This window comes from Streptomyces sedi (assembly GCF_006335015.1).
GTDB lineage: Bacteria > Actinomycetota > Actinomycetes > Streptomycetales > Streptomycetaceae > Streptomyces > Streptomyces sedi.
On record NZ_VDGT01000010.1, the window covers coordinates 145,403 to 164,792 of the forward strand.

General features: G+C 71.8%; 13 protein-coding genes. 2 read left to right on the plus strand and 11 right to left on the minus strand.

Annotated elements, in window-relative coordinates:
• Positions 1-71 precede the first annotated feature (71 nt).
• The 10 genes from secG to FH715_RS15320 form a co-directional block, all read right to left on the minus strand.
• Complete coding sequence (secG, locus tag FH715_RS15275) at positions 72-302, minus strand: preprotein translocase subunit SecG (protein WP_139645521.1); 231 nt, start codon at positions 300-302, stop codon at positions 72-74.
• A gap of 193 nt (positions 303-495) precedes the next feature.
• Positions 496-1,272 (minus strand): triose-phosphate isomerase, encoded by a 777-nt coding sequence (gene tpiA / locus FH715_RS15280; protein WP_139645523.1) that lies wholly within the window; start codon positions 1,270-1,272, stop codon positions 496-498.
• A 106-nt stretch (positions 1,273-1,378) separates the two neighbouring features.
• On the minus strand, positions 1,379-2,581 hold the full coding sequence (locus FH715_RS15285) for a phosphoglycerate kinase (protein ID WP_139645525.1): 1,203 nt from the start codon (positions 2,579-2,581) through the stop codon (positions 1,379-1,381).
• 165 nt (positions 2,582-2,746) lie between these two features.
• Positions 2,747-3,751 carry a type I glyceraldehyde-3-phosphate dehydrogenase gene (gene gap / locus FH715_RS15290; RefSeq protein ID WP_139645527.1) on the minus strand — a complete coding sequence of 335 codons (1,005 nt, stop codon included), beginning with the start codon at positions 3,749-3,751 and terminating at the stop codon, positions 2,747-2,749.
• Between the two features lie 164 nt (positions 3,752-3,915).
• Positions 3,916-4,893, minus strand: a complete 978-nt coding sequence (whiA, locus tag FH715_RS15295; protein WP_139645531.1) for a DNA-binding protein WhiA — start codon at positions 4,891-4,893, stop codon at positions 3,916-3,918.
• Positions 4,884-5,954, minus strand: coding sequence for a gluconeogenesis factor YvcK family protein (locus tag FH715_RS15300; RefSeq protein WP_139645533.1), 1,071 nt, complete (start codon positions 5,952-5,954; stop codon positions 4,884-4,886). Before FH715_RS15300 ends, whiA begins: the two co-directional genes overlap by 10 nt.
• 3 nt (positions 5,955-5,957) lie before the next feature.
• Entirely contained in the window at positions 5,958-6,878 is a 921-nt protein-coding gene (gene rapZ / locus FH715_RS15305) for an RNase adapter RapZ (RefSeq protein WP_246108756.1), read from the minus strand.
• Between the two features lie 70 nt (positions 6,879-6,948).
• Positions 6,949-8,931, minus strand: a complete 1,983-nt coding sequence (uvrC, locus tag FH715_RS15310) for an excinuclease ABC subunit UvrC (protein WP_139645535.1) — start codon at positions 8,929-8,931, stop codon at positions 6,949-6,951.
• A gap of 72 nt (positions 8,932-9,003) precedes the next feature.
• On the minus strand, positions 9,004-9,660 hold the full coding sequence (locus tag FH715_RS15315; protein WP_139645536.1) for an MBL fold metallo-hydrolase: 657 nt from the start codon (positions 9,658-9,660) through the stop codon (positions 9,004-9,006).
• A 35-nt stretch (positions 9,661-9,695) separates the two neighbouring features.
• Positions 9,696-10,385, minus strand: a complete 690-nt coding sequence (locus tag FH715_RS15320; protein WP_139645539.1) for a maleylpyruvate isomerase family mycothiol-dependent enzyme — start codon at positions 10,383-10,385, stop codon at positions 9,696-9,698.
• Positions 10,386-10,605: 220 nt separating this feature from the next.
• Here FH715_RS15320 and uvrA point away from each other — a divergent pair, with 220 nt between their 5' ends.
• Together uvrA and FH715_RS15330 are read left to right on the plus strand one after the other, a co-directional pair.
• On the plus strand, positions 10,606-13,557 hold the full coding sequence (gene uvrA, locus FH715_RS15325) for an excinuclease ABC subunit UvrA (RefSeq protein WP_139645541.1): 2,952 nt from the start codon (positions 10,606-10,608) through the stop codon (positions 13,555-13,557).
• A 119-nt stretch (positions 13,558-13,676) separates the two neighbouring features.
• Positions 13,677-17,114: a phosphodiester glycosidase family protein gene (locus tag FH715_RS15330; RefSeq protein ID WP_246108757.1), complete on the plus strand. Its 3,438-nt coding sequence runs from the start codon at positions 13,677-13,679 to the stop codon at positions 17,112-17,114.
• 64 nt (positions 17,115-17,178) lie between these two features.
• Here FH715_RS15330 and uvrB read toward each other — a convergent pair whose 3' ends face one another.
• A complete protein-coding gene (gene uvrB / locus FH715_RS15335) occupies positions 17,179-19,305 on the minus strand; it encodes an excinuclease ABC subunit UvrB (RefSeq protein ID WP_139645543.1) in 2,127 nt (708 codons plus the stop codon).
• Positions 19,306-19,390 lie beyond the last annotated feature (85 nt).

Sequence of the window (19,390 nt, forward strand, 5' to 3'; positions counted from 1 at the left end):
CTGCCTGCCATTCTGCGAAGTCCTCAGTCTATGCAAGGCTCAACGCACGTCCAGTGCCGGGAGTTACTGACTTATGACTTCATGAGCAGACCGAGAACGACCACGATCGCGGCCCAGACGAGGGCGACGACGACGGTGATCCGGTCGAGGTTCCGCTCGGCGACCGAGGAGCCGCCGACGGAGGACTGCATCCCTCCGCCGAACATGTCGGAGAGGCCGCCGCCCTTGCCCTTGTGCATCAACACGAGAAGCGCCAACAGGGCGCTGACGACGATCAGGGCGATCTGGAACGCCGTTTCCACGACTGGACCAACTCTCTGCAACGACGGACGACTGGCATGACCCGGGCGTGTGTCCGGGAGCCGAGCGGCCCGGCGCGCGAGGGCGTCGGGCTACGGCTCCCGGACAGGGTACCGCTACGGCGGCGTACCGCCCCAGGGGCTACGGAACCGGGCCGACGGGCGGCGTTCTCCCGTCGGGACCCGCTGGTGGCGACTACTGGTCGCGGAAGCGGACGATCTTGACGAACTCGTCCGTGTCCAGCGCCGCACCGCCGACCAGGGCCCCGTCCACGTCCGGCTGGGACATGATCGCGGCGACGTTGCCCGACTTGACCGAGCCGCCGTACTGGATGCGGATCCCGTCGGCCAGCTGGCCGTCGTACAGCTCGGCGAGGCGGGCCCGGATCGCGGCGCAGACCTCCTGCGCGTCGTCCGGGGTGGCCACCTCGCCCGTGCCGATGGCCCACACCGGCTCGTAGGCGACGACGATGCTGGCGGCGTCCTCGGCCGGCAGGTCCTTCAGCGCCCCGTCGAGCTGGGCCAGGGTGTGCGGCACCTGGGTGCCGGCCTTGCGGACCTCCAGCGGCTCGCCCACGCAGAGGATGGGGGTGATGCCGTGCCGGTAGGCCGCCTTGACCTTGGCGTTGCAGACCTCCTCGTTCTCCCCGTGGTACTGCCGGCGCTCGGAGTGGCCGACGACCGCGTAGGAGCAGTTGAGCTTGGCCAGCATCGCGCCCGAGACCTCGCCGGTGTAGGCACCGGAGTCGAAGGGCGAGATGTCCTGCGCGCCGTACCTGATCTTCAGCTTGTCGCCGTCGACCAGGGTCTGCACCGAGCGCAGGTCGGTGAACGGCGGCAGCACGGCCACCTCGACCTCGTCGAAGTCCTTGTCCGAGAGGCCGAAGGCGAGCTTCTGCACGTGGGCGATGGCCTCAAGGTGGTTGAGGTTCATCTTCCAGTTGCCCGCCATCAGCGGAGTGCGCTGACTCACGCGCCCGCCCCTTTCCTGTCTGCCGTGGAGGCAGCGGAGGCCGCCGCCGTGGTGGATGGACCCGGCGCGCCCGCGCGGCCGGGGGTGGTGCCGCCCCGCGGGGACATCAGTCCTCCAGCGCGGCCAGGCCCGGGAGGGTCTTGCCCTCCAGGTACTCCAGGCTGGCGCCGCCGCCGGTGGAGATGTGACCGAAGCCGTTCTCGTCCAGGCCGAGGAGCCGGACGGCCGCGGCCGAGTCGCCGCCGCCGACCACCGTGAAGGCGGGGCTGTCGATCAGCGCCTGGGCCACGGCCCTGGTGCCCTCGGCGAAGTCGGGGTGCTCGAAGACGCCCATCGGCCCGTTCCAGAAGACGGTCGCCGCGTCCGCCACCTTGGCGGCGAACAGCTCCTGGGTGCGCGGGCCGATGTCGAGGCCCTGGAGGCCGGCGGGGATGGCGTCGGCGGCCAGCTCGACCGGCCCGGCCGGGGTCTTGGCGCTCAGGTCGGGGAACTCCTTGGCCGCGACCACGTCGACGGGCAGGACGAACTCCACGCCCTTCTCCTCGGCGCGGCGCAGGTACTCCTGGACGGCCGGGATCTGGTCGGCCTGGAGCAGGGAGGCGCCGACCTCGTGGCCCTGGGCGGCGAGGAAGGTGTACGCCATGCCGCCGCCGATCAGGATGCGGTCGGCGCGCTCCAGCAGATGGTCGATGACGCCCAGCTTGTCGGAGACCTTGGCGCCGCCGAGCACCACCGCGTACGGGCGGCTGACCTCGTCGGTCAGCTGCTTCAGCACGCCGACCTCCGTGGCGATCAGCCCGCCCGCGGCGTGCGGCAGCCGGGCCGGCAGGTCGAAGACGGAGGCGTGCTTGCGGTGCACGGCGCCGAAGCCGTCGCCGACGTAGGCGTCGGCCAGGGCGGCCAGCTGGTCGGCGAAGGCGCCGCGCTCGGCGTCGTCCTTGGCGGTCTCGCCCGCGTTGAACCGGAGGTTCTCCAGCAGCGCGAGCTGCCCGTCGGCCAGCCCGGCGACGGTCCCGCGGGCGCTGTCGCCGACCGTGTCAGTGGCGAACGCGACGTCCTGGCCGAGGAGTTCGCCCAGTCGGCGGGCGACGGGGGCCAGCGAGAACGCCGGGTCCGGCGCGCCCTTGGGGCGGCCGAGGTGCGAGGCGACGACGACCCGGGCGCCCGCGTCGAGCAGCCGGCGGATCGTCGGCACGGCGGCGCGGATACGGCCGTCGTCGGTGATGGCCCCGCCGGAGAGCGGGACGTTGAGGTCGGCGCGGACGAACACGCGCCGTCCGGCGACCGCGAGGTCGTCGATGGTCTTCATGTGGTCTGGTCTCCTTGAGGCTCTCGGTTGACCCGCTCCGTCTCCGCGCGGCGGAGCGCGCGCCGGGCATGCGCGAGGGCCCGCCGAGCGCGGTGCGCGCTCGGCGGGCCCCCTGGCCCTGACCTGGAGTCACGGCCTTCGGTCGGCGCTGCGCTCACCCGCGGGTCAGAGCCGCTCGCCCACGTAGACGGTGAGGTCGACCAGACGGTTGGAGTAGCCCCACTCGTTGTCGTACCAGCCGACGATCTTGACCTGGTTGCCCTGGACCATCGTCAGCGAGGCGTCGAAGATGCAGGAGGCCGGCCAGTTGACGATGTCCGAGGAGACGATCTGGTCCTCGGTGTAGTCCACGATGCCCTTGAGCTGGCCCTCGGCGGCGCTCTTGAACGCCGCGTTGACCTCCTCCTTGGTGACCTCGCGGTCGAGGTCGACGACCAGGTCGGTCACCGAACCGGTCGGCACCGGCACGCGCAGCGAGATGCCGTCCAACTTGCCCTTGAGCTGCGGCAGCACCAGGGCGGTGGCCTTGGCGGCACCGGTGGTGGTCGGGATGACGTTGACCGCGGCGGCCCGGGCCCGGCGCAGGTCCTTGTGCGGGAAGTCCAGGATGCGCTGGTCGTTGGTGTAGGCGTGGACCGTGGTCATCAGGCCCTTGACGATGCCGAAGCTCTCGTCGAGGACCTTGGCCATGGGGGCCACACAGTTGGTGGTGCAGGAGGCGTTGGAGATGACCTCGTGCGCCGCCGGGTCGTACTTGTCCTCGTTGACACCGACGACGACGGTGACGTCCTCGTTCTTCGCCGGGGCGGAGATGAGGACCTTCTTGGCGCCGGCGGCGAGGTGCTTGGCGGCGTCCTCGCGCTTGGTGAAGATGCCGGTCGACTCGATCACGATGTCGGCGCCCAGCTCGGCCCAGGGCAGGTTCGCCGGGTCGCGCTCGGCATAGGTCCTGAAGGTCTGGTCGCCGACCGTGATGCTGTCGTCGGTGTGGCTGACCGGCTGCTTGAGGCGGCCGAGGACGCTGTCGTACTTCAGCAGATGCACCAGGGTGGCATTGTCGGTCAGGTCGTTGACACCGACGATCTGGACATCCGCTCCCTGATCAAGGAGCGCGCGGAAGTAGTTGCGACCGATACGGCCAAAGCCGTTGATTCCTACGCGGATCGTCACGAACCGATCTCCTCGTTGGTACGCCGGTGAGGCTGACACCGACGATGCTGTATGGGATGTCCCCGACCGCTTCCGACCCTACCGCGCCCGGGTGTCACCGGTGACATCGGCCAGGCGTGTTCAGGCCCTGGACACCGGCGCCACACCGGGGTGCGCGGTGGCGTTCAGCCGACCATCTCCTCGGTGAGGGTGGACTCGGTGCCCGGAACACCCAGGTCCTGCGCCCGCTTGTCGGCCATCGCCAGCAGCCGGCGGATGCGCCCGGCGACGGCGTCCTTGGTGAGCGGCGGATCGGCGAGCGCGCCCAACTCCTCAAGCGACGCCTGCTTGTGCTCCATGCGCAGCCGCCCCGCGGCGGCCAGATGCTCCGGCACCTCGTCGGCGAGGATCTCCAGCGCGCGCTGCACGCGGGCGCCGGCGGCCACCGCGGCGCGGGCGGAACGGCGGAGGTTGGCGTCGTCGAAGTTGGCCAGGCGGTTGGCCGTGGCCTTGACCTCCCGCCGCATCCGGCGCTCCTCCCAGGCGAGCACCGACTCGTGCGCGCCGAGCCGCGTCAACAGGGCGGCGATCGCATCACCGTCCCGGACGACGACCCGGTCAACGCTGCGCACCTCGCGCGCCTTGGCGCCGATCTGGAGCCGGCGCGCCGCGCCGACCAGCGCGAGGGCGGCCTCGGGGCCGGGGCAGGTGACCTCCAGGGAGGAGGAACGTCCCGGCTCGGTGAGCGAACCGTGCGCCAGGAAGGCGCCGCGCCAGGCGGCCTCCGCGTCGCAGGTGGCCCCCGAGACCACCTGGGGCGGCAGGCCGCGGATCGGACGGCCCCTGCCGTCGACGAGGCCGGTCTGCCGGGCCAGTTGGTCGCCGCCGGCGACCACCCTGACCACGTAGCGGCTGCCTCTGCGCAGGCCGCCGGGAGCCATCACCACCAGGTCCGACGAGTGTCCGAAGATTTCGAGAATGTCCCGGCGGAGCCGCCGGGCGGCGATGCCGGTGTCCAGCTCCGCCTCGATCACGATCCGCCCGCTGACAAGGTGGAGGCCACCCGCGAAGCGCAGGATCGACGACACCTCGGACTTGCGGCAGCAGGTGCGGGTGACGGGAAGACGCGAGATCTCGTCCTTCACCGCAGCCGTCATCGCCATGGGCCGATCCTTCCATGCATCCGAAAAACACGGTCATACGCGGCTGCCAGAAGCTCGGGATCGTGCCGGGCCGAGCCGGCCCCGGGACCGGAACCAGCGTTCGCGGCCACGGGGGCCAACACCACCTCGGCCCCCAGTCGCTCGGCGGCGGCCTGACTCAGGCTCTCTCCGTCGGGGACGGCGGCCCGATCGGCCAGCACCACGTCAAAGGTGAGTTTAGGGGCGTGTTGTACCAAAACCTCCACATGACGTTGCGGTGAGAAGCCATCAGTTTCGCCCGGTTGGGGCGCCAGATTGAGCGAGAGAACCCTCCGCGCCTTGGTGCTGACCAGCGCGTCAAGCAACTCGGGCACCAGCAGGTGGGGGATGACGGAGGAGAACCACGAACCGGGGCCGAGAACCACCCAGTCGGCGTCCAGCACGGCCGCCACGGCCTCGGGCACGGCCGGCGGATCGCTGGGCACCAGCATCACCTCGCGGACCTCACCCGGCGTCAACGCGACGGACGCCTGCCCGCGCACCCGCGACAACTCCTCGGGAAGCGCCGGGTCGTGACCGAGCACCGACGCCTCCAGGGCCAGCGGCACCGCGGACATCGGCAGCACCCGGCCGTGCGCCCCCAACAGCTTGCCCACCAGGTCGAGCGCGCCGACATGGTCGCCCAACTGCTCCCAGAGCGCGACGATCAGCAGATTGCCCACGGCGTGGTCGTGCAGCTCGCCCTCGCTCTGGAAGCGGTGCTGGATCACCTCCGACCAGGTGCGGCCCCACTCGTCGTCCCCGCAGAGCGCGGCCAGCGCCTTGCGCAGGTCGCCGGGCGGCAGCACGCCCAACTCGTCGCGGAGCCGGCCGCTCGACCCGCCGTCGTCGGCGACCGTGACCACGGCGGTGAGGTCGCCGGTGATCCGCCGCAGCGCGGTGAGCGAGGCGGAGAGCCCCATGCCGCCGCCCAGCGCCACGACCTTGGGCTGCGCCCCCCGGCGGACGCCGCGCAGCGTGCGCCCCGCGCGCCGGCCGACGGACGGGCCCCCCGCCGCGCGCCTTGCTCCCTTCCGTGGCATCGACTACTCGCGTCCCATGTCCCGGTGGACGATCACGGTCTCCACTCCCTCCGCGGCCAGCCGGCGCGCCAGCCGCTCGGACATCGCCACGCTGCGGTGCTTGCCGCCGGTGCAGCCGACGGCGATGGTCACATAACGCTTGCCCTCACGCCGGTAGCCGGCGGCCACCAGCTGGAGCAGCTCGGCGTACCTGTCGAGGAACTCCTTGGCACCCGGCTGGTTGAAGACGTAGCCGGACACCTCCTCGCTGGTCCCCGTGTAGGGGCGCAGCTCGGGGACCCAGTGCGGGTTGGGCAGGAACCGGCAGTCCACGACGTGGTCGGCGTCCACCGGCAGGCCGTACTTGTAGCCGAAGGACATGACGGTGGCCCGCAGCTCGGGCTCGTCTCCCCCGGCGAACTGGGCGTCCATCTTGGCGCGCAGCTCGTGGACGTTGAGGTTGGAGGTGTCGATCACCAGGTCCGCGTCGCCGCGCAGCTCCCGCAGCAGGTCGCGCTCGGCGGCGATGCCGTCGACGATCCGGCCGTCGCCCTGGAGCGGGTGCGGCCTGCGGACCGACTCGAAGCGCTGCACCAGCGCGTTGTCCGAGGCCTCAAGGAAGACGATGCGCCGGGTGACGCCCTTGGTCTCCAGGTCGTTCAACGACTCCCGCAGGCTGTCGAAGAAGCCCCGGCCCCGCACGTCCACGACCACGGCGATCCGCGCGACGTTCCCCTGGGAACGGGCGCCGAGGTCGACCATGGTCGGGATCAGGGCCGGTGGCAGGTTGTCCACCACGAACCAGCCCAGGTCCTCCAGGCACTTGGCCGCCGTGGAGCGCCCCGCGCCCGACATCCCGGAGATGATCACCAGCTCGGGGGTGCTCGCCGCCTCCTCGCCCACGGGCGGGGTGGTGGGTTCCTCTGCTCTGCTCTGTTCGCTCATGTCGCTCAATCCCCCGCCTGTCCTTCGATGACGTGTGTGGATCGTGGTCGCCGGCCTCTTCCGCGCTCGCTCAGTCCTCGACGATCTCACCGGTGGCCGTGTTGACCGCGGGTGCGGCCTGGGCCTGGCCGGCGAGGGCCGCCGCGACCGTCTCGGCGGTCCTGCGGCCTATGCCGGGCACCTCGCTGATCTCCTCGACCGTGGCGGCGCGGAGCCGCTTGACCGAGCCGAAGTGCTTGAGCAGCGCCTTCTTGCGGGTCTCCCCGAGGCCGGGAATGGCGTCGAGGGGACCCTTCCTTATCGATTGTGACCGCTTTCCGCGCTGGTAGCGGATCGCGAAGCGGTGCGCCTCGTCCCTCACCCGTTGAAGCAGGTAGAGCCCCTCGCTGGTGCGGGGCAGGATCACCGGATCGTCCTCGCCGGGGAGCCAGACCTCCTCCAGGCGCTTGGCCAGCCCGCAGACGGCCACGTCGCCGATGCCGAGCTCGTCCATCGCCCGCCGGGCCGCCGCCACCTGCGGCTGGCCGCCGTCCACCACGACCAGCTGCGGCGGGTAGGCGAAGCGCTTGGGCCTGCCGTCCTCCCCGGTCGGGCCGAGGGGCTCGTCGGCGGTCTCCTCGCCGCCCTCCGCCACGGCCCACTCCCCGGTGCGCTCGCGCTCCCGCAGATAGCGGCGGAAGCGCCGGGAGACCACCTCGTGCATCGCCCGGACGTCGTCCTGCCCGGCGAAGCTCTTGATCTGGAAGCGCCGGTACTCGCTCTTGCGCGCCAGCCCGTCCTCGAAGACGACCATGGAGGCCACGACGTCGTCGCCCTGGAGATGGGAGATGTCGAAGCACTCCACCCGCAGCGGCGCCGAGTCGAGCCCCAGGTGCTCGGCGATCTCCTCCAGGGCGCGGGAGCGGGTGGTGAGGTCGGAGGCGCGCTTGGTCTTGTGCAGGGTGAGCGCCTGGCGCGCGTTGCGCGCCACGGTCGTCATCAGGTCGCGCTTGTCGCCGCGCCGCGGCACGCGCAGGCTGACCCGGGAGCCGCGGCGCTCGGTGAGCCACTCGGCGACCGGCTCCGGCGGCTCGGGCAGCGCCGGCACCAGCACCTCGCGCGGCACGCTCTCGCCGCTCTCCTCGCCGTACAACTGCTGGAGGGCGCTCTCCACCAGCTCGCCTGCCGTCACGTCGGCGACGCGGTCGGTCACCCAGCCGCGCTGGCCCCTGACCCGGCCGCCACGCACGTGGAAGATCTGCACCGCCGCCTCCAGCTCGTCCTCGGCGAGGGCGATCAGGTCGGCGTCCGTGGCGTCGGCGAGCACCACCGCGCTCTTCTCCATGGCGCGGCGCAGCGCCTCGATGTCGTCCCGCAGCCGGCCGGCCCGCTCGTACTCCAGGGCCTCCGCGGCCTCCCCCATCTCCTGCTCCAGCCGACGCAGGTAGGTGCCCGTGCGGCCGGCCATGAAGTCGCAGAACTCGTCGGCCAGCGCCCGGTGGTCCTCGGGGCTGATCCGGCCGGTGCAGGGGGCGGCGCACTTGTCGATGTACCCCAGGAGGCAGGGGCGGCCGATGGCCCGCGCGCGCTTGAAGACCCCGGCGGAGCAGGTGCGGACGGGGAAGACGCGCAGCAGCAGGTCGACCGTCTCGCGGATGGCCCAGGCGTGGGCGTAGGGGCCGAAGTACCGCACGCCCCTGCGCTTGGCGCCGCGCAGCACCTGGACGCGGGGGAACTCCTCGTTCATCGTGACCGCGAGTGAGGGATAGCTCTTGTCGTCGCGGTACTTGACGTTGAATCGGGGGTCGTACTCCTTGATCCAGGAGTACTCCAGCTGAAGCGCCTCGACCTCGGTGGAGACCACCGTCCACTCGACGGAGGCGGCGGTGGTCACCATCGTGGCCGTGCGGGGGTGCAGGCCCGAGAGGTCCTGGAAGTACGAGGAGAGGCGCTGCCGGAGGCTCTTGGCCTTCCCCACGTAGATCACCCTGCGGTGCTCGTCGCGGAACCGGTAGACACCGGGCGAGTCGGGAATCTCACCCGGCCTCGGGCGGTAGCTGGAAGGATCGGCCATGGCGCCAACCCTACTGCCGCCCACTGACAGTGAGCGCACCACGCAGGGTGAGCGTGGTGGCCCGGCCGGCGGCTACCAGCCGCGCTCGCGCCACTCGGCCAGGTGCGGTCGCTCGGCGCCGAGGGTGGTGTCCGCGCCGTGCCCCGGGTAGACCCAGGTCTCGTCCGGGAGTCGCGCGAAGAGCTTGCTCTCCACGTCGGCCAACAGACTGGTGAAGGCGGCGGGATCGCCGAACGTGTTGCCCACGCCGCCGGGGAACAGGCTGTCCCCGGTGAGGAGATGGGGATGCCCCTCGGGGTCGTCGTAGACCAGCGCGACGGAACCGGGGGTGTGGCCGACGAGGTGACGGGCCGTGAGGTGGCAGCGGCCGACGGCGATCCGGTCACCGTCGTCGACCGGCACCTCGGTGGGCACCGGGATGCCCTCGGCGTCGTGGCGGCCGGCGTACGTGGGGGCGCCGGTGGCGGCGACCACCTCGGCGAGGGCGCTCCAGTGGTCGCCGTGGCGGTGGGTGGTCACGACGCCGACCAGCCCGTCCGGGCCGATCAGCTCCACCAGCGCGGGCGCGTCCGCCGCCGCGTCGACCAGCAGTTGCTCGCCGGTCGCGCGGCAGCGCAGCAGATAGGCGTTGTTCTCCATGGGGCCGACGGCGATCTTGGTGATCACCAGGTGGGTCAACTCGTGCACGTCGGGGGGTCCGCCGACCGTCACGTCTCCGGTGTACGCCATGCCCGGCAGTCTCTCAGACGGCACCGACAACACGCCTAGAGCGCCGGCGGCCTCGGCAGCGGCTCGGCCGAGGTCAGGCCGCTGCCGGCGGTGCGCCCGCTGAGCCAGCCGACCAGCGCGGCCGGCGTGCCCACCACCCGGCGCGGCTCGCCCTCGGTCGCGCCGGTGCGCCAGCCGCGCCCGTCCTCCGCGCGCAGCTCGACGGCCGGCAGGTCGGGGTGGCCGGCGTAGCGGTTGGCCAGGTAGTCGACGGCACGGTCCAGGAAGGTGCCGGGGAGGTCGGCGACGGTCGGCCCGGCGTCCAGGTCGATCCGGTGCAGCTCGACCTCGACCCAGCGGCGGAACGGGAGGCCGGCGGCGCGGTCGGTGACCCCGTTGCGCAGGGTGACGCGGCGCTCCCAGCCGGCCTCGTCGAGGGCGCGCGCGGTCGCCAGGAGACGGGCGGAGCTGTCGCGCAGGTCGGCCAGGTGCTCGGCGGGCGGGCGTCCCGCGCCGCGCGCGATCGCCTCGTCCCTGGCCTGGTCGCTGGCGTACATGGGGCGGTCGTGGAGCACGTCGTCGAGGGCGTCGGCGTTGCGGGCGAGATGGGCCAGCACATGGCCGCGCGTCCAGCCGGGGAGCCGGGAGGGCGCGGCGAGCGCGGCCTCGTCGAGGCCGGCGGCGGTGCGCAGGAGGCGGTCGGTGGCATCCTCGACGGAGGCCAGGTCGGCAACGGCTCGGATCATGGCACGCACCCTAGTCCGCCCCCGCGCTCGCGCCACTCCATCGGGTGAATCCGGCGTGATTCCGCCGTGAAACGGCCGGCAATCGAACGCACGTGCTATAGGCTGCGAGGCGGTCCTCGGGCGTTCGGCGACGATTGTCAGAGGGGCCCCATACTCTGGAACGGGTCGCTCGCGGAGAGCGCGAGCGTTCCCGATCTACCAACGAAAGGTGCCATCCGGCGTGGCCGACCGACTCATCGTTCGTGGCGCTCGCGAGCACAACCTCAGGAACGTCTCGCTCGACCTGCCCCGCGACTCGCTCATCGTCTTCACCGGGCTGTCGGGTTCTGGCAAGTCCTCCCTCGCCTTCGACACGATCTTCGCCGAGGGCCAGCGGCGTTACGTCGAGTCGCTGTCCGCGTACGCCCGGCAGTTCCTGGGCCAGATGGACAAGCCGGACGTGGACTTCATCGAGGGCCTGTCCCCCGCGGTCTCCATCGACCAGAAGTCCACCTCGCGCAACCCGCGCTCCACCGTGGGCACCATCACCGAGGTCTACGACTACCTCCGACTCCTCTTCGCCAGGATCGGCAAGCCGCACTGCCCGGAGTGCGGCCGGCCCATCGCCCGGCAGTCGCCGCAGGCCATCGTGGACAAGGTCCTCGGGCTGGCCGAGGGCAGCAGGTTCCAGGTGCTGTCGCCGCTGGTGCGCGAGCGCAAGGGCGAGTTCGTCGACCTCTTCGCCGACCTCCAGACCAAGGGCTACAGCCGCGCCCGGGTGGACGGGGCCACGATCCAGCTGGCCGACCCGCCCAAGCTGAAGAAGCAGGAGAAGCACACCATCGAGGTGGTGGTGGACCGGCTGACGGTCAAGGAGAGCGCCAAGCGCCGGCTGACGGACTCGGTGGAGACGGCCCTCGGCCTCTCCGGCGGGATGGTCATCCTCGACTTCGTCGACCTGCCCGAGGACGACCCGCAGCGGGAGCGGATGTACTCGGAGCACCTCTACTGCCCGTACGACGACCTCTCGTTCGAGGAGCTGGAGCCCCGCTCCTTCTCGTTCAACTCGCCGTTCGGCGCCTGCCCGGAGTGCACCGGGATCGGGACCCGGATGGAGGTCGACCCGGAGCTGATCATCCCCGACCCGGAGAAGACGCTGGAGGAGGGGGCGATCCACCCCTGGTCCCACGGGCACACCAAGGGCTATTTCAACCTGCTGATCGGCGCCCTCGGGGACGCGCTGAGCTTCCGCACGGACGTGCCCTGGGAAGGGCTGCCCCAGCGCGCCAAGAAGGCCCTGCTCAACGGGCACAGGACCAAGATCGAGGTCCGCTACGAGAACCGCCACGGGCAGGAGCGCGCCTACACCACGGCCTTCGAGGGTGTGCTGCCGTTCATCCGCAGGCGGCACGCGGAGGCCGAGACGGACTCCGGGCGCGAGCGCTTCGAGGGGTACATGCGCGAGGTGCCCTGCCCGGCCTGCCAGGGCACCCGGCTGAAGCCGCTGGTGCTGGCGGTCACGGTGCAGGGGCGTTCCATCGCCGAGGTGGCGGGGATGTCGATCAGCGAGTGCGCCGAGTTCCTGGGGCGGATGGAGCTGACCGCGCGCGAGCGTGCCATCGCCGAGCGGGTGCTCAAGGAGGTCAACGAGCGGCTGCGGTTCCTCGTCGACGTCGGCCTCGACTACCTCTCGCTCAACCGCGCCGCCGGCTCGCTCTCCGGCGGCGAGGCCCAGCGCATCCGGCTGGCCACCCAGATCGGCTCCGGCCTCGTCGGCGTGCTCTACGTGCTCGACGAGCCGTCGATCGGCCTGCACCAACGGGACAACCACCGGCTGATCGAGACCCTGGTCCGCCTCCGCGACCTGGGGAACACGCTGATCGTCGTCGAGCACGACGAGGACACGATCAAGACCGCTGACTGGGTGGTCGACATCGGCCCCGGCGCCGGCGAGCACGGCGGCGAGGTGGTCCACAGCGGACCCCTGTCGGGACTGCTGACCAACGAGGACTCCCTCACCGGTCAGTACCTGGCCGGCGCCCGCACCATCCCGCTGCCCGCCCAGCGCCGCCCGCTGGACCAGGAGCGGATGCTCACGGTCCACGGCGCCCGGGAGCACAACCTGCGCGGCATCGACGTCAGCTTCCCCGTCGGGCTGCTGACGGCCGTCACCGGCGTCTCGGGCTCGGGGAAGTCCACCCTGGTCAACGACATCCTCTACACCCACCTGGCCCGCGAGCTGAACGGCGCCAAGGCGGTCCCCGGGCGGCACACCCGGGTCACCGGGGACGACCTGGTCGACAAGGTGGTCCATGTCGACCAGTCCCCCATCGGCCGGACCCCCCGTTCCAACCCGGCAACGTACACCGGTGTCTTCGACCACGTGCGGCGGCTCTTCGCCGAGACGATGGAGGCCAAGGTCCGCGGGTACCAGCCGGGCCGCTTCTCGTTCAACGTCAAGGGCGGTCGCTGCGAGAACTGCTCGGGTGACGGCACCATCAAGATCGAGATGAACTTCCTGCCCGACGTCTACGTGCCCTGCGAGGTCTGCCACGGCGCCCGGTACAACCGGGAGACCCTGGAGGTGCACTACAAGGGCAAGTCCATCGCCGAGGTGCTGGACATGCCGATCGAGGAGGCGCTGGAGTTCTTCGCCGCCGTACCGGCGATCGCGCGCCACCTGCGCACGCTCAACGACGTGGGCCTCGGCTACGTCCGCCTCGGCCAGCCGGCGCCGACGCTCTCCGGCGGCGAGGCGCAGCGGGTCAAGCTCGCCTCCGAGCTCCAGAAGCGCTCCACCGGGAGCACGGTCTACGTGCTGGACGAGCCCACCACCGGCCTGCACTTCGAGGACATCCGCAAGCTGATCACGGTCCTCTCCGACCTGGTGGACAAGGGCAACACGGTGGTGGTCATCGAGCACAACCTCGATGTGATCAAGACCGCCGACTGGGTGCTGGACATGGGCCCCGAGGGCGGTGGCGGCGGTGGCCAGCTGATCGCCGAGGGCACCCCGGAGCAGGTCGCCGCCGTGCCGGCGAGCCACACGGGCAAGTTCCTGCGGGAGATCCTGGGGGACGCGGTCAGTGACGCCGCCCCGGCCACCTCCCGTCGGAAGTCCCCCTCCCGGAAGGCGACGGCGGGCGACGCCCCCGCCAAGCCGGCGAGAAAGCGAGCCGCCGCCAAACGCTGACGGGCGTTTTGTTCTCCCCAAGTTCCCGACGAGCCCCTGGCACCAGGTCAACTCCCTTGGAACGCTGAGCCGCCGGCGCGCACCCGCGCCACCAGGCACGTGTTTCACAGGGAGTTGACTTGCCAGGAACCACGGGGCGACGCGCACGGCGCGCCCCCTCACTGATCGCGGCGGGCATCGCGTTCGCGCTGACCGGCGGCACGCTGGTCACCCCGGCGCACGCGGCGCACACGGGAACCGTCGCCTCCGCCCCCTCGGGGATCGTCGAGGGCGACGGGTTCGAACTCTCGCGCGACGAGCAGCCGTTGGCGCCGGGCGCCGAGCTGACCAGCTACCACCGCATGGAGTCCGACAAGTGGCTCAGCGCCCACGCGCTGAGCCTGGACCTCACCTCCGACCTGCGCATCGACTACCTCGCGCCCGCGCATGTCGCCGACGCGGCGCCGGTGAGCGAGCTGGTCGCCGACCACGACCCGGGCGAGGGCAGGACGACGGTCGCCGCGCTCAACGCCGACTTCTTCGACATCGGCGCGACCGAGGCCCCCCTCGGCCCCGGGCTCTCCGAGGGTGAGCTGCTCCACGGCTCGGACGGCGGCAGCACGGAGGCCGTGGGGATCGCCCCCGACGGCGCCGGCCGCGTTCTCGACCTCTACTTCGACGGCACCGCCACCCTGCCCGCGGGCGCGGTGGACCTCGCCGGCTTCAACACCCCCGACCTGCCACCGGGTGGCGTCGGCGTCTACACCTCGGCGTGGGGCGAGGCCGACCGCGCGCTGCTGGTCGCCGAGGCCGGGGAGACCACCGAGGTGGTGATCGACGACGGCGAGGTCACCTCCGTCTCCGACAAGCCGGGCGACGGCCCCGTTCCCGAGGACGCGACGGTGCTGCTCGGCCGGGAGCGCGGCGCCCTGGCCCTCGAAGGGCTTGAGGTCGGCGACCCGGTGAGCGTGGAGTACGCCCCGGTCACCGACGACGGCTCCGAGCTGCCGCGCACGGCGGTCGGCGGGCGCGGCCTGCTGGTGGTGGACGGCGAGCCGCAGGACTGGGAGGGGCTGCCCAACAACGACACCGCGCCCCGCACCGCCGTCGGCTTCTCCCGCGACGGGCAGCGGATGTTCGTGCTGAGCGTGGAGGGGCGGCAGGCGCACTCGGGCGGCACCACGCTCACCGAGCTGGCCTCGATGATGGCCGACCTCGGGGCGTACAGCGCGCTCAACCTGGACGGCGGCGGCTCCAGCACGCTGCTCGCCAGGCTGCCGGGCCGCGCCGCGCCGGAGTTGGTCAACAGCCCCTCGGACGGCGAGGAGCGCCCGGTGCCCAACGGCCTGGCGATCACCGCCCCGGCGGGTGACGGCGAGCTGTCCGGGCTGCGCGTCGCCCCGACGGCCGACCCCGCCACGGCTCCCACCGCCGACCCGGTCGCCGGCGGACATCCGGACCGTGTCTTCCCCGGGCTGACCCGTGAGCTGACGGCCGTCGGCCACGACGACACCTACGGGCCCGCGGAGGCGAACCCGCAGTGGCACTCCTCGCCCCCGGGCGTCGGCACGGTGCGCGACGGCGTCTTCCGCGCCAACCGGCCGGGAACGGTCGAGGTCGACGCGAGACAGCGGCGGGCGCGCGGCACGACGGAGCTGACCGTCCTCGGCCCGTTGACCGAGGTCTCCACCACCACCCGGCGGCTCGGGCTGGCCGAGCCCGGGGCCGTCTCCACCTTCGGGGTGCTGGGCGTGGACGCGGCGGGCGACTCGGCGCCGATCGAGCCGGCGGACGTGCGGCTCGACTACGACTCCTCGCTCTTCACGGTCGAACAGGACCCGGCGCGCGGCGGGTTCACCGTGACCGCGGGCGAACGGGAGTCGGCCTCCGGGATCGTGACGGTGACGGTCGGTGAGGCCACCGCGCGGATGGCGGTGACCGTCGGGCTGCACGAGTCGTCGGTGGCGGACTTCTCCGACGGCGACGGGTGGACCTTCGACCACGCCAGGGCCGACGGCTCGGTGACGCCCGAGCCGGAGGGGCGGGAGGGCGCCGGGCTGCGGCTGGCCTACGACTTCTCGCTGAGTACCGCGACCCGTGCGGCCTATGTGTATCCGCCGGAGGAGATCCGGGTGCCGGGCCAGCCCTCGCGGTTCACCCTCTGGGTGCGGGGCGACGGCCGGGGCGCGTGGCCCTCGCTCCAGCTGAAAGACGCACGGGGGACCGACCTGGTGCTGCGCGCCGAGCACATCGAGTTCGAGGAGTGGAGGCAGCTGACGTTCGAGGTGCCGGAGGGCACGGCCTACCCGGTCTCGGTGCAGCGCTTCTACCTGGCGGAGACCCGGGGGGACCAGAGCTACGCCAGCGAACTGGTGATCGACGAACTGCGGGCGCTGACGCCTCCCGAGGTGGAGCTGCCCGAGGAGCCGCGCGGCGCGAAGCCGTTGATCGACACCGCCGCGGGGACCGACGGGCGGGAGTGGCGGTTCGCGGTGGTCTCGGACGCCCAGTTCGTCGCGCGCGATCCGGAGAGCGAGCTGGTCGCCTCCGCGCGGCGCGTCCTGCGCGAGGCGAAGGCCGCCGACCCGGACTTCGTGCTGGTCAACGGGGATCTGGTGGACGAGGGTTCGCCCGAGGACCTGGCGTTCGCCCGTGCGGTGCTTGAGGAGGAGCTGGGTGGGGACCTTCCCTGGTACTACGTGCCGGGCAACCACGAGGTGATGGGCGGCTCGATCGACAACTTCCGGTCGGAGTTCGGCGAGACCCAGCTGACGTTCGATCACCGGGGCACACGCTTCCTCACCCTGGACACGTCCGCGCTGACGCTGCGCGGCGGCGGCTTCGCCCAGGTCAGGGAGGTGCGGGCGCAGTTGGACGCCGCGGCGGACGACAGGTCCGTCCACTCGGTGGTGGTCGTCGGCCATGTGCCGCCCAGGGACACCATGGCCCAGCCGGCGAGTCAGCTCACGGACCGTTGGGAGGCCGCGCTCGTGGAGCGTTGGCTGGCCGACTTCCGTCGGCGCACCGGCAAGGGGGTGCTCCATGTCGGCGGGCATGTCGGCATCTTCGACACCTATCGGGTGGACGGCGTGCCGTATGTGATCAACGGCAACGCGGGCAAGGAGCCGGCGACCGTCCCCGACGAGGGCGGCTTCAACGGCTGGACCCTGGTCGGCGTCGATCCGGTGTCCCGCTCCGAGCAGGAGCGGACACGGCGCGCGCCCGAGCGGCCCGGTCCCGACTGGCTCTCGGTGCGCACCATGGCGCGGGTCGACGGGCTGTCGCTCGACGCTCCCGACGCGGTGCCGGTGGACGAGACGGCCGTCGCGGGGGCCGTCGTGGTGCAGGACGGCGCGGGCGAACGGCGTGAGGTGCCGGTGGGTCCGCTGGTCAGCGCGGACTGGTCGGGCTCGCGCGGGCTGCACGTGGGCCCCGCCGACGAGGCGGGGCGCCGGGCGGTCGCCGCGTTCGACCCGGCGACCGGCGAGCTGACCGGGCTGCGCCCGGGCGAGGTCGTCCTGGAGGTGGCGGTGAACGGGGAGCGGCGCCGCGCGACGATCGAGGTGCCCCGACGCTGAACTGTGTCCCTCCCTCCCGGGCACGGGGCTCCGGCCCCGCGCCCGGGAGGGTACGGCCGGCGCGTCAGCTCAGCCCGACCTCCTTCATCTGCCGCAGCTCCCGCTTCATCTCGGAGACCTCGTCCCGCAGCCGGGCGGCGATCTCGAACTGGAGCTCGGCGGCGGCTGCCCGCATCCGCTCGGTGAGCTGCTCGATCGACTCGGCCAGCTCCGCGGCCGGGCGGTCGGTCAGCTCCCCGGGCTCCTTCTTCCCGCCGGCCCTGCCCCCGCCGGAGGGGACGCTGGGAACCGGGGCCTTGCCCTTGGCGGACTCCACCGGCTGGCGGAAGCCCGTGCCCAGCAGCTGCTGGGTGTCCACGTCCTCCCTGGCGATCGCGGCGACGATGTCGTTGATCTTCTTCCGGAGGGGCTGCGGGTCGATGCCGCGCTCCTCGTTGTACGCCAGCTGCTTGGCCCGGCGGCGGTTGGTCTCGTCGATGGCCTTCTCCATCGCCGGGGTCATGCGGTCCGCGTACATGTGGACCTGGCCCGAGACGTTCCTCGCGGCGCGGCCGATGGTCTGGATCAGCGAGGTGCCGGAGCGCAGGAAGCCCTCCTTGTCGGCGTCGAGGATGGCGACCAGCGACACCTCGGGCAGGTCCAGCCCCTCGCGGAGGAGGTTGATCCCGACCAGCACGTCGAACTCGCCGGCGCGCAGCTCCCGCAGCAGCTCGACCCGGCGCAGGGTGTCGACGTCGCTGTGCAGATAGCGGACGCGGATGCCGAGCTCCAGGAAGTAGTCGGTGAGGTCCTCGGCCATCTTCTTGGTGAGTGTGGTGACCAGCACGCGCTCGTCGCGCTCCGCGCGGAGCCTGATCTCGTGCACCAGGTCGTCGATCTGCCCCTCGGTGGGCTTGACCACGACCTCCGGGTCGACGAGACCGGTCGGGCGGATGATCTGCTCCACGACTCCGTCGCCGCGGGACAGCTCGTAGGAGCCGGGGGTGGCCGAGAGGTAGACCGTCTGCCCGATCCGCCCCAGGAACTCCTCCCAGCGCAGCGGCCGGTTGTCCAGCGCCGAGGGGAGCCGGAAGCCGTGGTCGATCAGGGTGCGCTTCCGCGAGGCGTCGCCCTCGTACATCGCGCCGATCTGCGGCACCGTGTTGTGCGACTCGTCGATGACCAGCAGGAAGTCGTCGGGGAAGTAGTCGAGCAGCGTGTAGGGCGGGCTGCCGGTCTCGCGGCCGTCGATGTGGAGCGAGTAGTTCTCGATGCCGGAGCAGGTGCCGATCTGCCGCATCATCTCGATGTCGTAGGTGGTGCGCATCCGCAGCCGCTGGGCCTCCAGCAGCTTGCCCTGCCGCTCCAGCGTCTCCAGCCGGCCCGTCAGCTCGCTCTCTATCCCGTCGATCGCCCGCTCCATGCGCTCGGGCCCGGCGACGTAGTGGGAGGCGGGGAAGACGTAGAGGTGGTCCTCGGTCGAGATGACCTCGCCGGTGAGGGGGTGGAGGGTGGAGAGCGCCTCGATCTCGTCGCCGAACATCTCGATCCGGACGGCCAGCTCCTCGTAGACCGGGAAGATCTCGATGGTGTCGCCGCGCACCCGGAAGGTGCCCCGGGTGAACGCCATGTCGTTGCGCGCGTACTGGATGTCGACAAAGCGGCGCAGCAGGGCGTCCCTGTCCATCTCCTCACCGACCCGCAGCGGCACCATGCGGTCCACGTACTCCTGCGGCGTGCCCAGGCCGTAGATGCAGGAGACCGAGGCGACCACGACCACGTCGCGCCGGGTGAGCAGCGAGTTGGTCGCGCTGTGGCGCAGCCGCTCGACCTCCTCGTTGATCGAGGAGTCCTTCTCGATGTAGGTGTCCGTCTGCGGGACGTACGCCTCGGGCTGGTAGTAGTCGTAGTACGAGACGAAGTACTCGACCGCGTTGTTCGGCAGGAGCTCGCGGAACTCGTTGGCCAGCTGGGCCGCCAGCGTCTTGTTCGGCGCGATCACCAGCGTCGGCCGCTGCAGGCGCTCGATCATCCACGCCGTCGTCGCCGACTTCCCGGTGCCGGTGGCGCCGAGCAGGACGACGTCCTTCTCACCTCCCGAAACGCGCTTCTCCAGCTCGGCGATGGCTGCCGGCTGGTCGCCGCTGGGCTGGTAAGGGCTGACCACCTCGATGGGGGTCGACGTGCGTGGGATATCCGATACGGGCCGCATGGACCCCACCGTACGACCCCCCACTGACAACCGTGTCGATGCCGGCGAACGGCCCCCCGAGGACTCACGCTGTTCAACTGACAGT